The following is a 14405-nucleotide window of genomic DNA, read 5'->3' as shown; positions in this document are numbered from 1 at the left end:
GGTGGTTCGCGCGTGCAGGAATCGGAACTCGATCGGGAACGCGCCGTCGTCGCCGGCCTGTACGAGCGCCTTGATGCGCTGCGGGTCGAGACGGCGGAGAGACTCACGCGCGTGCGCCGGGAGAGCGTCGGCGGAAACCACCAGGCGCGCAGCGAGCGCGACGCGTTCGCGCAGCTCTACGAAGACCAGCTCGTGCAGCTCCGGGAGGTGGATGCGCGGCTCGTGTTCGGCCGACTGCTGCTGGAGGAGGTCGTCGACGGCACCGACCACCGCTACATCGGCCGCATCGGTCTGCGCGACGACGACCAGCGCTCCCTGCTCGTGGACTGGCGCGCCCAGCAGGCCAGCGCGTTCTATCAGGCGACCGCGAGCGAGCGGATGGGCGTGCGTGCGCGGCGACACCTCACGATGAGCGGACGTCAGGTGCAGCGCATCGACGACGAGGTGTTCGACGAGGCGCTGCTCGACGGCGCCGACGCGGGGGAGCACGTCCAGGGCGAGGGCGCACTGCTCGCCGCCCTGACCGCGCAGCGCACCGGCCGGATGCACGACATCGTCGCGACCATCCAGGCCGAGCAGGACAGGATCATCCGCTCCGACATCCGCGGCGCGCTCGTCGTGCAGGGCGGTCCCGGCACGGGCAAGACGGCGGTGGCGCTGCACCGCGCCGCTTACCTGCTGTACGCCAACCGGCAGCGGCTCAGCTCCTCCGGGGTGCTCGTCGTCGGGCCGTCGAACGCGTTCCTGCGCTACATCGAAGCCGTGCTGCCCTCGCTCGGCGAGACCGGCGTCGTGATGCAGAGCCTCGGCGAGCTGTTCCCCGGCGTCGAGGCGACCGCGGTGGACGACGCCGAGGCGGCGCGGCTCAAGGGCGACGCGTCGATGGCGCGGCTGCTCTCCCGCGCGGTCAGGTCGCGGCAGAAGGCTCCCGCCGAGGAGCAGACCATCGTCGTCGACAACGAGCGGCTCGTCGTCCAGCCCGAGCTCGTCCAGCGCGCGATCGCCAAGGCGCAGCGCACCGGCAAGCCGCACAACGTCGCTCGGGTCACCTTCGTCAAGCACGCCCTCGCCGAGCTGACCGACCAGCTGGCGGCGCAGCTCCGGGCGGCCGGCTCCACCATCGACGACGCCGACCTGAAGGTGCTGCGCGAGGATCTGCGCACGTCCTACGACGTCCGCGTGCTGCTGAACACGGCCTGGCTGCCACTCACCCCGCAGAAGCTGCTGCAGGACCTGTACGCCCGCCCGGCGTGGCTGGCGGAGCTGACCCCGCGCTGGACGGACGGGCAGCGGGGGGCGCTGCAGCGCGACCGCACCGCGCCGTTCACCGTCTCCGACGTCCCGCTGCTCGACGAGGCGGCGGAGCTGCTCGGCGACTTCCCCGGGCGTCCGGACCCCGCCGATCGCGAGCGCGAGCGGCAGCGCAAGCGCGACCTGGAGAACGCCCGCGCCGCCATCGCCAACATGGGGGTCAAGGGCCTGGTGAGCGCCGAGCAGCTGGCCGACGGCTTCGCAGAGCGGGTGGACCGCGGCACCACCGCCGAGCGCGCTGCCGCCGACCGGTCCTGGACATACGGGCACGTGGTCGTGGACGAGGCCCAGGAGCTCTCGCCGATGCAGTGGCGGGTGCTGCTGCGCCGCTGCCCGATGAAGTCGTTCACGATCGTGGGCGACATCGCCCAGGTCGCCTCGGCCGCCGGTGCGACCAGCTGGGACGCGGCCCTGCGTCCGGTGTTCAAGGACGCCTGGCGCCTCGAGAAGCTGACCGTCAACTACCGCACGCCCGCCCAGATCACCCGCGAGGCCGAGCGCATCGCGGTGGCCGCCGGGCTGCCGATCACCCCGACGCGCGCCGTGCGCGAAGGCGACTGGCCGATCCGCCGGGTGCCTGCCGGCGGCGACCTCGCCGGAGCCGTCACGGCGGCGGTCGAGCACGACAGGATGGTGGATGCGCAGGGCACCCTCGCCGTCATCGCGCCCGAGGCCGCCGTCGCCGAGGTGGAGGCGGCGGTGCGCGAGCGCTTCGGCGCCGATGCCGCCCGCGGCGCCGCGGGCCTGACCCGGCCGATCGCCGTGCTGACCGGCTACGAGGCGAAGGGACTGGAGTTCGACGCGGTCGTCCTCGCCGACCCGGCGGCGCTCGCCGCGGAGAGCAGCCGCGGCGCCGCATCCCTCTACGTGGCCATGACCCGCCCGACCCAGCGCCTCACGCTCGTCGAGGTGCCCTAGCCCCGCAGCCCCTCCACACATTTGCCCCAAATCGTGCTTCTGAACGCGTCAAGGCCACGATTTGGCGCAAATGTCGGCCCGGGTCCCGGGTCCCGGGTCCCGGGCCCCGGTGTTCAGGCGCCGGCGTAGCGCTCGCCGACGGGGACCTCGACCGGGAGGGTGTTCCCTGCCTGCGCGAGCGGGCACGCCCAGGCAGGGTCGTACGCGCACGACGGGTTGTACGCGAAGTTGAAGTCGAGCACCAGGGTCGCCTCCCCGTCCACCGCGTCCGCGCCGAGGTCGGCGCCCTTGATGGTGTCGATGAGGTAGCGGCCGCCGCCGTAGGTGCCGCCCTTCCGCCCGGCCAGGGCGTCCTTGACCGGCACGAACAGGCCGCCGCCGTAGGAGGCAAGGCGCCAGACGTCCAGGCTCCCGGCGAGCGGGACACGCACCGTGCCGAGCAGCTCGAACGGCACGACGCCGTCCGTGCCGGTCTCCACATCCATGCGCCGGGACTCCGTCGCCGGCACGATCGTGAGCTCGAACCGCCAGTCCGGGTCGTATGCGACCACCGGCAACCCGGCGAACTGCGCGCGGTCCTCGTCGAGGAGGGGGGAGGCCGGGTGCGAGGAGAACAGATCGTTGCGGCAGGAGATCCAGTGGGCGTGCGCCTCCGCTGGGTCGGTCGCGGCCATCCTGCGCACCGTGGCGTAGAGCGCGAACACGCGGCGCCGCCAGTCGGCGGTCTGCACCGCAGTCACCGAACGGGTCGAAGCGGTCGTGGCGTCGGTCATCGTTCCTCCTCGGGGGCCGGCTGCGCGGCGGGGACGCGCTCCGGGTCGCTTTCCGGATCGTAGGCCCAGGTGGGCGCCAGGGCACGCAGGCGCACGCCGCGCCACTGCCAGAACGCCCAGAGGGTGTACCAGGCGATCGGGGTGAGGACGCCGGCGCGCACGATCAGCCGATCACGGTAGAGGGTGCGCAGGCGGCCGTTCTCGTCCGGCCCCGCCGGGTCGGGCGCGATGGCCATCCGGTGGTCCAGCCGCGGCAGCGCGCCGAGCATGCCGCTGGTGCCGCCCCCGCTGTCCCGCAGGATGCGCGTCGCGCTCTCCCGCGGATCGGCCGACCGCAGGGTGTCCAGCCGGATCGCCTGCGTTCCGACGGTGAACGCGCCGAGCGCCTTCACCGTCACCCGGTGCTCGCCGCCGCCCCAGGTCGTCGGGAACCCGCCGGCCTCGCCGGAGCGGAAGTCCAGCCACGGCAGAGCGACCTCGCGGAACGCGGTCGGACTCTGCAGCGCGCGCCAGGCGGCGTCCGGATCGCAGTCCAGGATGAGTTTCAGCAGGACCTTCACCGGACCAGTGTCGCTCATCCCGGGTGGATGCGGGCTGTCGATCGTGCCATCGCAGCCCTCACTCCCCGCACTCCGCCGCCCGCGCCAGCAGCAGGTCGCGCTCCCGCGCGTTCCCTGTCATCGCGGCGGCGCGCTCGAACTCGGTCCGCGCCTCGGGCAGGCGGCCCAGCCGGAACATCAGGTCTGCGCGCACCGATGGCAGCAGGTGGTACGACGAGAGTGCGCCGTCGATGACCAGCCGGTCGACGACGTCGAGGGCCGCCTCCGGGCCGTAGGCCATGGAGAGGGCGACGGCCCGGTTGAGCTCGATCACGGCGGAGGGGCGCAGCTCGGCGAGGGCGCCGTAGAGCGCGACGATCTCCTCCCAGTCGGTGCGGTCGGCGCTCGGCGCGGTCGCGTGGCAGGCGGCGATGGCGGCCTGCAGGGCGTACGGCCCACGTCCCGTGCCCGCCACGAGCCGGTCGGCGCGTTCGAGCGCCGCGACGCCGCGGCCGATCAGGAGCCGGTCCCAGCGGGTCCTGTCCTGGTCCTGCAGCAGGATGGGCTCGCCGTCCCTGGTCGTGCGGGCGCCGATACGGGACGCCTGGAACTCCATCAGCGCGACCAGGCCGTGCACCTCCGGCTCGCGCGGCGTCAGCTCGGCGAGCACGCGGCCGAGCCGGAGCGCCTCGCGGCAGAGGTCGGGGCGCATCCAGTCGTCGCCGGCGGTCGCGGAGTAGCCCTCGTTGAAGATCAGGTAGACGACCTCGAGCACCGAGGACAGCCGTTCCGGGTACTCGGAGCGGGCCGGCACCGCGAACGGCACCTTCGCGGCGCTCAGCGTGCGCTTGGCGCGCACGATGCGCTGGGCGATCGTGGACGTCGGCACCAGGAACGCGCGGGCGATCTCCTCGGTGGTGAGGCCGCCGAGCAGCTTCAGCGTGAGCGCGACCCTGCCGCCCTGGGCGAGGACGGGGTGGCACGCAACGAACACGAGCCGCAGCAGGTCGTCGTCGATCTCCTCCTCGACCGCGACGGCCGGATCGTCGGAGCCCTGCTCGTCGGCGAGGTCGCGGGCGAGCGCGGCGTAGCGCTCGTCCAGCCGTTCCCTGCGCCGCCAGCCGTCGATCGCGCGGCGCTTGGCGACCGCGGTGAGCCAGGCGCCGGCGTTGCGCGGCACGCCCTCGGCCGGCCACTGCTCGAGGGCGGCGACCAGGGCGTCCTGCGCCAGCTCCTCGGCCAGGCCGACGTCCCCGGTCCACCGGGCGAGCCCGGCGACGAGCCGGCCGGACTCGATGCGCCAGACGGCCTCCACCGTGCGCCGGGCGTCGTCTCGGGCGTCCGTGGACGCGTCGGCCCTGTGCGGCATGACGTCCTCCTCTCGTCCCCGCGTCGAACGGGACGCGCCGGTTTCGACACCAGTATCCCGGGCGGGCGCCGTCGCGGGCGGTGCATGACGGGGGTATGCGCTACAACGGGACCATGGCGATCCGATACTGGCTGGGCGTGGTGCAGCGCGACCACGTGCTGCGCGGGGTCGCCGGCGGCTACGCGCAGGTCAGCCACGGCGCCCGCGCGCCGCTGGCCGGGATGGGCTCGGCTGACGGCTTCGTGTACTACTCGCCGCGCACGGCCCTCACCGACGGCGAGCCGCTGAAGGCGTTCACCGCCGTCGGCAGGATCGCCGACGACGAGGTGTTCCAGGCGACGCAAGGGCCGCAGATGCGCGGACCCGCCGGCGACTTCCTCCCGTGGCGGCGCCGCGTCGAGTGGGATCACGACGCCGTGGAGACGCCGATCCGCCCCCTGCTTCAGGCGCTCGACTTCAGCAGGGACAACCGCGACTGGGGCTATCAGCTTCGGCGCGGGCTGATCGAGATCAGCCGCCACGACTTCGAGCTCATCCGCCACCAGATGCGGCCGTCACCCGGCGAAACACAGCGGGGGAGCCGCGGCGCCCGCATTACGATGGCCCGGTGAGCCCGACCGCGACCATCCCCGACGCCCACCGCCAGACCAAGTACCAGGTCCGTTTCGACTGGGCCGCCGAGGGCGCGGCCGCGGTCGCCGCGGACGCGGACGTCGTGGTGTGGGTGGATGCGCTCGAGCCCGACGGCGCCGGCGCCACCGTGCCGGAGATCCCGGGCACGGGAGCTGTCCTCCGCGCCGGCCTCACCGATCCCTCCGCGGTCGCCCAGTGGATCCTCGACGAGCAGGTGCGCCTCGGCCGCCGGGCGATGGTCGCCGTGGTCGCCGCGGGCGGCAGCACGGCCGCCGGGGCGACCCGGTTCGCGGTGGAGGACCTGCTCGCCGCCGGTGCCGTCGTCGACGCGCTCGCCGTCCGTGGCATCGACTACAGCTCCCCGGAGGCGGCGGCCGCGTGTGCCGCGTTCACCGGCCTCCGCCGCGCGGTCGCGCACCTGCTCACGGCGTCGGTCTCCGCGCAGGAACTCGCCGCTGCGGGTGTCGCCACCGCCGAGATCGCCGCGCTCGGTCGGCTCGATTGGTCGCAGGATGTGACCGTCCTGCGAAGCGGCTCCACGCCGGAATGATCGGCGCGGCGCCCGTGTTGGGCGCAGCAAGGAGGTTGCATCCATGAAAGCTGTGCTGAACGACACCGTCATCGCCGAGGCTCCCGAGGAGGAGCTCATCCGGATCGAGGGCAACTGGTACTTCCCGCCGAAGAGCGTCAAGTCCGAGTACCTCGTCGAGAGCGACACCCCGTACACCTGTCCCTGGAAGGGCGAGTGCCAGTACTTCTCCGTGAAGGACGGCGACACGCTGCTGCAGGACCGGGCGTGGAGCTACCCGACGCCGTACCCGAGCTCCTTCGACCGCGTCGGCAAGGACTACAGCGACTACGTCGCGTTCTGGAAGGACGTCCGCGTCGTCGACTGACGCGAACCCGGCCGGACCCGTGTGAAGGGCGCCCCACGGGGCGCCCTTCGTCGTACCCCGGAGTCCTCACTTTGGAGGACTGGCCCCCGAAAACGGGGTACAAATGTACTTCCGACCGTACGGTCGGAATCGGTATACAGGTAGTGCGGCGGTACTTCCGGAACCCGAACCGGAAGGCGCGCGCGCCGGCTTACCCGAATTCGCCGGCGTTCGGCGCGTACCCGAACCTCCGCGAACCCGGAGCCCGAGACCTTGCTTCGTCGCGCCCTTCAGCATGCCCGAAACACATTCCACAGCACACAGCGCCAGTCCGGCAGCGGCCGGCACCGGGCCGCACCAGCCGTCGCACCACGGCTGAGGCGGCTCGGTCCGGTCGCCGTCGCGACCGTGCTCGCCCTCGTCGGAGGGGGGATGGTCGCGGCACCGGCACTCGCGGCGGGCGACACCGGCCCCGGCAGCCTCGCGGCCTCCGGCGGCCTCGCCTCGCTCTCGGTCTCGAAGACCGTCGGCGACGGCAAGAAGGCACTGACCGTGAAGAACGGGACGGAGTTCACCTACACGATCGCCGTCGGCTGCGACGACAACGACTGCGTCGACGCCGCGGTCACCGACACCCTCCCGGCCGAGTTCGCCGGCTTCCCGATCGTGGAGTCGTCCGTCACCCCGAGCTCCGGATCGTTCGACAAAACGTTCACCGGCTGCACCACCGAGGTCACCGGCGCGTGCGAGCTGCGCGTCGCCTTCACCGACGCCCTCGCCGGCGGCGGGAAGGGCCTCGCCGCGGGCCGCGCGTACACGATCAGCGTGACGCTGCGGGCGCCGCAGACGCTCACCCCTGCCTGGCAGTATGCGGGCGAAGCGGTGACGAACACCGCCGTCGGAACCTCCAGCACGATCGCGGGGCCGGTCTCCAGCAGCGCGGACGTCACGGTCGACATCCCGGCCTCGGTGGATGTCTCGGTGGGCAAGACCTGGAACCCCGCCAGCCAGCAGTTCCGCCCCGGCGACACCTCCACGGTGTCGCTGAGCGCGCGGAACACCTCGAACATCCCCGCGACCTCGCTCGCGCTGCAGGACCCGGCGGTCGCGGCCGACGGCAGCTCCGCCCTGGACGCTGCGAACCCGTTCGCGATCGTCGACTTCGCCGGCTTCGGCGGCGTCGTCCTCCCGCAGGGCGCGACCACCGTCCAGGTCGACGCGTACGTCCGCGACTCCGCGACGGGGAAGTGGGCGTGGACCACCGGGCCGCCCGCCGACCCCGCCGCCATCGCCCTCCCCGCCGGTGTCGCCGCCGGTGACGTCGCCGGCCTCCGCTTCACGTTCGCCGGCGCGGACGGCACCGCGCTCGCCGCGGGCGGATCCGCCGGGTCGGTCGGTGTGCTGGTCGCGCAGCGCAGCGCAGACCGCCAGAGCGGTGCCGCCCTCGTCACCGGTGCGAAGGTCACCAACCAGGTCGCGGGCACGGTCACCGCGCCGAACCAGTCGCCCGTGACGAAGAACGCGAGCGCACCGTTCGCCATCGGCGGTCTCACCGTCGCCGTCACCCCGGGCAAGACCATCGCGCCGGCGCGCATCCCTGCCGGGACCACCGCCACCGCGACCATCTCCGGCAAGAACGCCTCCAACGGGACGCTGGACACGCTCACTCTGAGCGACCTCGACTACTTCACCGACACCCTGACCTTCGGCGGGTTCGCCGCGGGGATCTCGTACCCCGCAGGTGCGACCGCCGGGACGGTCACCTGGCACTTCTCCGACGGCACGACGCAGGCCACGCCGTTCGCCTCCGGCGCCACGCCGACCGCCCCCGCCGTCAGCGGCGCCCACCTGACCGGCATCGAGGTCGGCTTCACCGGCGCCATCGCCGCGGGCACCGTTGCGACGGCGCAGTTCCGGATCGCGCCGACGACCGACGCGGCCGTCGAGGGGACGCCCCTCGACGCCACGAACACGCTCACGGTCACCGGCACGAACTCCGCCGGCACGGCCACGAAGACCGCCAGCGCGCCGCTGCTGGTGTTCTACCCGGACATCGCGCTGACGCTGAAGAAGACCATCCAGCCGAGCGCCCCGGTCTCGCCCGGGTCCACCGTCACGGTGACGCTGCCCGCGACCACCTCCAGCGACTCCGCGTTCGTCTCCCCGAACCGGATCGTGGTCGAGGACGTCTGGCGGGATGCGACGGCGAACGACTTCTTCAACGCGTTCGACCCGATCGCCGTCGCCCCGACCCAGGTTCTGAAGGGTTCGCGGCTGACGGTCGAGTACACGACGGACGGCGGCACGAGCTGGCATGAGCTCGGGACCGCGGACGCGACGAGCGCAGCCACGACCTACCGGGCGCCGTCGCTCCCGGCAGGCACGGACGGCCTGCGGTTCGTCTTCGAGAACGCCGCGGGCTTCGCCCAGGGCACGCCGGTGACGCCGGGGATCACCGCCCGGGCGCGCGCCGAGCTGCGCGACGGCACCGGCTCCACGTCCACGCCGGGCGGCAGCGCGAAGACCTACACGAACCACGGCGTTGCATCCACGACCGGGAGCGTCGCGGGCAAGACCGTCACCGGCGCTCAGGTGACGGCCGACGCGACGGCCAAGATCCAGTCCACGACCGGATCCGGCAGCCTCGGCATCTCGAAGAAGTGGACGAAGCCCGACCTCACGGGGGACGTCTCCGACCTGCCGTCGCAGTCCGGCCAGCAGGCGGGCACGCTGCTCGGCTGGGGCGTCACCGACACCGGCTACAGCCAGGTCGTGATCACCGACCCCGCCACCGATCCGGACGACCCGGCGTCGAGCGTGTTCCAGTCGTTCGACCTGGCGAAGGTCTCCGCCATCCCGTTCACGTCCGACCCGCTGCTGAAGTGGGACACCGTGACGGACGTCCAGCTGCGCATCGGCGGCGCATGGGTCTCCGCGAAGGCGCCGAACACCGGCTGGATGACCACCAGCGGCTTCGCCGGGTACACGCTGACCCCGCAGGAGTCGGCGGCCGCGACCGGCGTGCGACTGGTGATCGTCCCGAATGACACGGCGCGCCAGAACGCGACGGACGCCACGGCACCGCCCGTCGGCTCCGGCATCGCCACCGTGGCCTTCGGCGGCTCCCGCCCGATCGGCCTGGTCTGGACGCTGCGCAACGTGCAGCGCGTCCCGGCCGACCCGGCGCACCCCTGGGTGACCGCGGGCACGATCGGCTCGGTCACCAACACCGCGTCCGCCTCCGGCACCCAGAACGGCTCCCCGCGCGGTCCCGTCACCGGCAGCGACACCGTTGCCCTGCTCGACCAGCCGCCCGCGGTGGACCTGACGAAGACGAGCGAGAAGTCCACCGTCGTCGTTCCGCACATCGGTGACGTCGACCCGGCCGGCTACCCGACGAACCGCTTCACGCTGACGGCGGAGAACACGGCGACCTCGCGCGCCTCGTACATCCGGGTCACCGACCCGTCGCCGTGCGGCGCCGCGAGCGCCACCGCGTGCCTCTCGGCCGCGGACGGCTGGGAGGCCGACCCGTTCGCCGGCGCCGAGTACACCGCCACCAACCCGTTCGAGCGCCTCGACGTGACACGGATCGGCTACACGGTCCCGACCGGACAGGTGGATGCGACCGCGACGCGCGTCACGCTCTGGCAGCGGGCCGCGGACGGCACGCTGTCGACGAGGGTCGTGTCGCTCTACGAGGCGGCGGGCCTCGGGGCCGCCGCCCTCGGGAACGTCGTCGGGGTGAGCGTCGTCTACCAGGGCACGTCCCCCGAGACCACGGGAGGCACGATCGCCTCCGGGCAGAAGCTCACGCTGACGCTCGACACCCGCGTCCGGGCCACCGCGCGCACCTCCGGCGACCCGGTCACCGCGTTCCGGATCGACAACGGCGCGTTCGCCCAGGGTTACGACCCCGTGCTGTTCCCCTCCGGCGACCAGTCGCGTCCCTACTCGGCCAAGACCGCATCGCTGACGCTGTCCACCGGCGTCCTCGGGATCACGGCGGCCAAGTCGATCGCGCCGGCCACCCTCCTGGAGCGCGACCGTACCGCCCCGGTCGCCGTCACGCTGACCGCGACGCCGGGTGCCGCCACGGCCGCCACCCACCAGGTCACGATCACGGACGACGACGCCGGCTTCTGGAACAGCTTCGCGCTGACCGGGCTGAGCGCAGGCGACGTCACGCTGCCGAGCGGCGCCGACCGTGTCCGTGTGGACGTGAAGACCGACGGCTCGCCGACCTGGATCGCCGGCACGCCAGCGGCGACGGCGGCGCTGCCGACCACCGACCTGGCGTCCGTCACCGGCATCCGCTTCACCTTCCTGCGCGCCGACGGAGCCCTGCTCAGCCGGGCGGCGGTGCCGGAGGGCTTCACAGCGAAGGCTGTTCTGCACGTCCAGCTGCGGGACACGGCACGGGACGGGTCCGCCATTGCGTTCCCGTCGACGGTGACCGACTCGGTGGAGACCGCCTCGCACCGCACCGACGACCCGATCGTCTACGCGGACGCGACCGACTCCGCGAACGCGGGGATCGCGCTGAACCCCGGCACGCACAGCCTCGACGTCGCCAAGACGCCGCAGGGCAACCTGCACACGGTGACGGTGGGCGACACCGTGCCGTGGACCCTGACGTTCGCCAACACCGGAACCGGCTTCCTGGATGTGGCGGGGCTGACCGACACCCTGCCCGCCTCCCTCGCCTGGGACGGCGAGAAGCCGGTCGCGTCGACCTCGGCCGGCGGAACACTGAGCACGGCGCCCACGGTGGCCTTCGACTCCACCGCGGGCACCATCGGGTTCACCTGGCCGAAGGGCGGGGCGCGCATGTCGCCCGGTGAGCGGTTCACCGTCGTGCTGGGACTCATCCTGAAGCCCGGGCTGAAGGCGGGCGACCGGGCGACGAACAGCATGGTCGTCGAGACGGCGCAGACCCTCACGGCCTGCACCAACACCTCGGGCAACGGCCAGGGCACCCTCACGGGCCTGGACGCCACCGAGTGCGGCACGACGAACTACGTGCAGCCGATCTCCGGCCCGTCGCTCTACACGACCAAGGGCGTGAAGGGGGATGTCGTCGACCGCACCGTGTCCGGTGCGATCAATCCGTCCGACCCCTCGGCGGTCTGCCGGCCGGACGCGGACGGCTACTACGTGCAGCCCTGCGCGGCGAACACCGTCGTCGGCGGCACGGACGAGTGGCGCCTGAACGCGGTCAACAGCGGCACCGTCGACTACGACTCGCTGGTCTTCGTCGAGCCGCTGCCGACCCCGGCCGACCGGATGCTCGCCACCGGCGGCCCGCGCGGCTCCACCTTCCGGCCCGCGTTCGACGCGGACTACGGCGTGAAGGTCGCGGGGGCGCCGGACGGCACGGCGCTGAGCTGGCAGGTCACCACCTCGCCCGACGTCTGCGTCGGCACAGGCGCTGTCTCGGCCTGGCCGACCGACCCGACGTGCGACACGCACCCGGCGGACTGGACGGACTCCGCGGCGTTCGCCGGCGACTGGACGGCCGTCACCGGCATCCGGGTCACGCTCGACTTCCGCGGCGTCGCCGGCGGGACGCTCACCGGCGGCCAGGGCGCGACCGTGACCTACCGCACGATCGACCTCCCGGCGACGGCGACGAGGACGGACGGCGCACCCGTCTCGGCCTCCGCGCCGAAGGCCTACGCCTGGAACCAGTTCGGTGCGGTCGCGAACCTCACCGGCGGGGGCAGCATCCGCCGCGCCCCGGTCAAGGCGGGCGTGACGATCGCCACCGGACCCCTGCGGATCGACAAGGTGGTGACCGGCGCCGCGGCATCGGCCGCGCCCGACGAGTTCACCGCGGACGTCGTCTGCACCGTCGCCGGGGCCCCGGTCGACCTCGGCTCCGCCGCGCACACCGTGCTCGCGCGCAGCGCCGGGTTCACCGCGCGCGTCGACGGCATCCCGGTCGGCGCTGACTGCACCGTGGCCGAGGCGGGCGACGCCGGAAGCTACGGCGAGGCGGCGCGCAGCATCGACAACGCGAACATCCACATCGCCGGCGGCGCGGTGGACGGCGCGGTCCCCGCCGCGCAGACCGTCACCATCACGAACACGTTCGAGTACGGCCGGCTCGCGATCTCGAAGACGGCGGCGAAGGCCATCGTCGGCATCGAGGAGAAGGTGGAGTACACGATCGCCGTGTCGAACATCGGCGCACTGGATGCGACCGGGTTCGCGGTCACCGACACCCTCCCGGCCGGTGCGGAGTTCGTCTCCGCCGACCAGGGTGGCGCGGAGAAGGACGGCATCGTCACCTGGCCGATCGCGAGCCTCGCGAAGAACGCCACGGTGGAGCTGCACGTCGTCGTCCGCTACAGCGCGCCGGGTCAGCCCGTGAACCGGGCGACGGTCACCACGCCGCCGGTGGGGCCGTGGCAGCCGCCGGAGGTCGAGGGCGCGTGCACCGACGACCCGGCCGCCTCGTGCGCCCCTGTCGTCGTCGACCCGCCCGTCGACCCGAACACGGGCGGAGGGAACCCGGGCGGCGGGAACCCGGACGGTTCGGAGTCCGACCCTGCGGCGGGTGGACCGCACGGCGGCCTCGCCGCCACCGGCAGCGCGGGGGACGTCCTGCTGGTCGGCATCTGGGCGGGCATCCTCGCCCTGGCCGGCGCTGCTCTGCTCGTCCGCCGCCGGCGCCGGGCCTGAGCCCGGCGCCGGGCCTGAGCCCGGCGGCGGCCGACGTGTCCAGACGCACGACGGGTCGGGGGTTTAGCATGACCCCCGACCCGTCCGTCGTCCGGGGAGGTGGTGCGGTGTCCCGGTCTCCGTCCGCCGTCGTGCTGGCGCTCGCCGCGGCCGTCGCGCTCGCCGGCTGCAGCGCCCCCGCGCCGACCCCGACCGCCACGGCGACGCACACCGCGAGGCCGACGCCGCGTCCCACCGCCACGTCGCCGGCGGTCGCGGCCATCCCGTGGCAGCCGAGCGGCGAGACGACCGTGCTGGAGACCGGCCTCGACGCGCCCTGGTCCGTCGTCCCGCTGCCCAGCGGCTCGGCGCTGATCAGCCTGCGCGACGACGGCCGGGTGCTCGAACGCCTCCCGCAGGGCGGCACGCGTGAGGCGGGCACGGTGCCGGGCGTGGAGCACACGGGGGAGGGCGGCCTGCTCGGACTCGCCGTCCAGCCGGTGGCCTCGCCGCCGTACCTCTACGCGTACGAGACCACCGCCGACGACAACCGCGTCGTGCGGATGCGGCTCACCGGCGTCCCCGGCAGCTACGCGCTCGGCGCCCCCGAGCCGGTGCTCGCCGGCATCCCGCGCGCATCCAATCACGACGGCGGACGGATCGCGTTCGGGCCGGACGGGATGCTGTACATCACGGCGGGTGACGCGTCCGAGCGCTCGAACGCCCAGGACCTCGAGTCGCTCGGCGGCAAGATCCTCCGCGTCACTCCCGAGGGGAAGATCCCGGCCGGCAACCCGTTCCCCCGCTCGCCGGTGTGGTCGTACGGCCACCGCAACCCGCAGGGCATCGGCTGGGACTCGCACGGCACGATGTGGGCGAGCGAGTTCGGCCAGGACACCTGGGACGAGCTGAACATCATCGAGCCGGGCGCGAACTACGGGTGGCCGGAGGTGGAGGGCGTCGCGAACGACCCCGCGTACCGGGATCCCGTGGCGCAGTGGCCGACCGACGAGGCCAGCCCCAGCGGGCTCGCGGTCGTCGGCGACACGATCTTCCTCGCCGCGCTGCGGGGCCAGCGGCTGTGGACCGCCTGGTCGACGGGCGGGGCGGCGCCGGTCACGGTGCGGCCCTTCTTCGTCGACGAGTTCGGCCGCCTGCGCGACGTGGTCGGGCGCGGCGACCGGCTCTGGCTGCTGACCAACAACACCGACGGCCGCGGCGATCCGCGCGACGGCGACGACAGGCTCATCGAGGCGCCGCTCGTCCCCGCGCAGGACACCCGGTCCCCCGGCTGACCCGGTCGGGGCTCCGCTCGGGCTAG

General features: G+C 73.4%; 9 protein-coding genes. 6 read left to right on the top strand and 3 right to left on the bottom strand.

All coding sequences use genetic code 11. From position 1 onward, the window contains the following. Positions 1-12: 12 nt before the first annotated feature. Positions 13-2229, top strand: coding sequence for a UvrD-helicase domain-containing protein (locus tag AAME72_RS02850; RefSeq protein WP_348788726.1), 2217 nt, complete (start codon positions 13-15; stop codon positions 2227-2229). Between the two features lie 113 nt (positions 2230-2342). Here AAME72_RS02850 and AAME72_RS02845 read toward each other — a convergent pair whose 3' ends face one another. From AAME72_RS02845 to AAME72_RS02835, 3 genes are read right to left on the bottom strand one after another with little or no spacing between them, the layout of a single operon-like run. After that, positions 2343-3002, bottom strand: a complete 660-nt coding sequence (locus AAME72_RS02845) for a DUF1684 domain-containing protein (RefSeq protein WP_348788725.1) — start codon at positions 3000-3002, stop codon at positions 2343-2345. Next, entirely contained in the window at positions 2999-3580 is a 582-nt protein-coding gene (locus AAME72_RS02840) for a hypothetical protein (RefSeq protein ID WP_348788724.1), read from the bottom strand. The genes AAME72_RS02845 and AAME72_RS02840 overlap by 4 nt, the downstream gene beginning before the upstream one ends. A gap of 40 nt (positions 3581-3620) precedes the next feature. Further along, positions 3621-4910: an RNA polymerase sigma factor gene (locus AAME72_RS02835; RefSeq protein WP_348788723.1), complete on the bottom strand. Its 1290-nt coding sequence runs from the start codon at positions 4908-4910 to the stop codon at positions 3621-3623. Between the two features lie 113 nt (positions 4911-5023). Between AAME72_RS02835 and AAME72_RS02830 the strand changes: the two genes are divergently transcribed. The 5 genes from AAME72_RS02830 (at position 5024) to AAME72_RS02810 (ending at position 14379) form a co-directional block, all read left to right on the top strand. Then, positions 5024-5521, top strand: a complete 498-nt coding sequence (locus tag AAME72_RS02830; RefSeq protein ID WP_348788722.1) for an EVE domain-containing protein — start codon at positions 5024-5026, stop codon at positions 5519-5521. Then, positions 5518-6093 (top strand): hypothetical protein, encoded by a 576-nt coding sequence (locus AAME72_RS02825; protein WP_348788721.1) that lies wholly within the window; start codon positions 5518-5520, stop codon positions 6091-6093. Before AAME72_RS02830 ends, AAME72_RS02825 begins: the two co-directional genes overlap by 4 nt. 43 nt (positions 6094-6136) lie before the next feature. After that, on the top strand, positions 6137-6439 hold the full coding sequence (locus tag AAME72_RS02820) for a DUF427 domain-containing protein (RefSeq protein ID WP_314148854.1): 303 nt from the start codon (positions 6137-6139) through the stop codon (positions 6437-6439). A gap of 411 nt (positions 6440-6850) precedes the next feature. Beyond that, positions 6851-13105: a DUF5979 domain-containing protein gene (locus tag AAME72_RS02815; RefSeq protein ID WP_348788720.1), complete on the top strand. Its 6255-nt coding sequence runs from the start codon at positions 6851-6853 to the stop codon at positions 13103-13105. A 68-nt stretch (positions 13106-13173) separates the two neighbouring features. Continuing rightward, complete coding sequence (locus AAME72_RS02810; RefSeq protein WP_348788719.1) at positions 13174-14379, top strand: PQQ-dependent sugar dehydrogenase; 1206 nt, start codon at positions 13174-13176, stop codon at positions 14377-14379. The last annotated feature ends 26 nt before the right edge of the window (positions 14380-14405 follow it).

The organism is Leifsonia sp. NPDC080035 (assembly GCF_040050925.1).
GTDB lineage: Bacteria > Actinomycetota > Actinomycetes > Actinomycetales > Microbacteriaceae > Leifsonia.
Note: the sequence above shows the minus strand (reverse complement) of the source record. Positions and strands in the feature narration are given on the sequence as shown.

Coding starts and splice junctions, on each gene's coding strand:
- AAME72_RS02845 (WP_348788725.1), bottom strand. CDS start 3,002: ATGACCGACGCCACGACCGCTTCGACCCGTTCGGTGACTGCGGTGCAG.
- AAME72_RS02840 (WP_348788724.1), bottom strand. CDS start 3,580: ATGAGCGACACTGGTCCGGTGAAGGTCCTGCTGAAACTCATCCTGGAC.
- AAME72_RS02835 (WP_348788723.1), bottom strand. CDS start 4,910: ATGCCGCACAGGGCCGACGCGTCCACGGACGCCCGAGACGACGCCCGG.
- AAME72_RS02830 (WP_348788722.1), top strand. CDS start 5,024: ATGGCGATCCGATACTGGCTGGGCGTGGTGCAGCGCGACCACGTGCTG.
- AAME72_RS02820 (WP_314148854.1), top strand. CDS start 6,137: ATGAAAGCTGTGCTGAACGACACCGTCATCGCCGAGGCTCCCGAGGAG.
- AAME72_RS02815 (WP_348788720.1), top strand. CDS start 6,851: ATGGTCGCGGCACCGGCACTCGCGGCGGGCGACACCGGCCCCGGCAGC.
- AAME72_RS02810 (WP_348788719.1), top strand. CDS start 13,174: ATGACCCCCGACCCGTCCGTCGTCCGGGGAGGTGGTGCGGTGTCCCGG.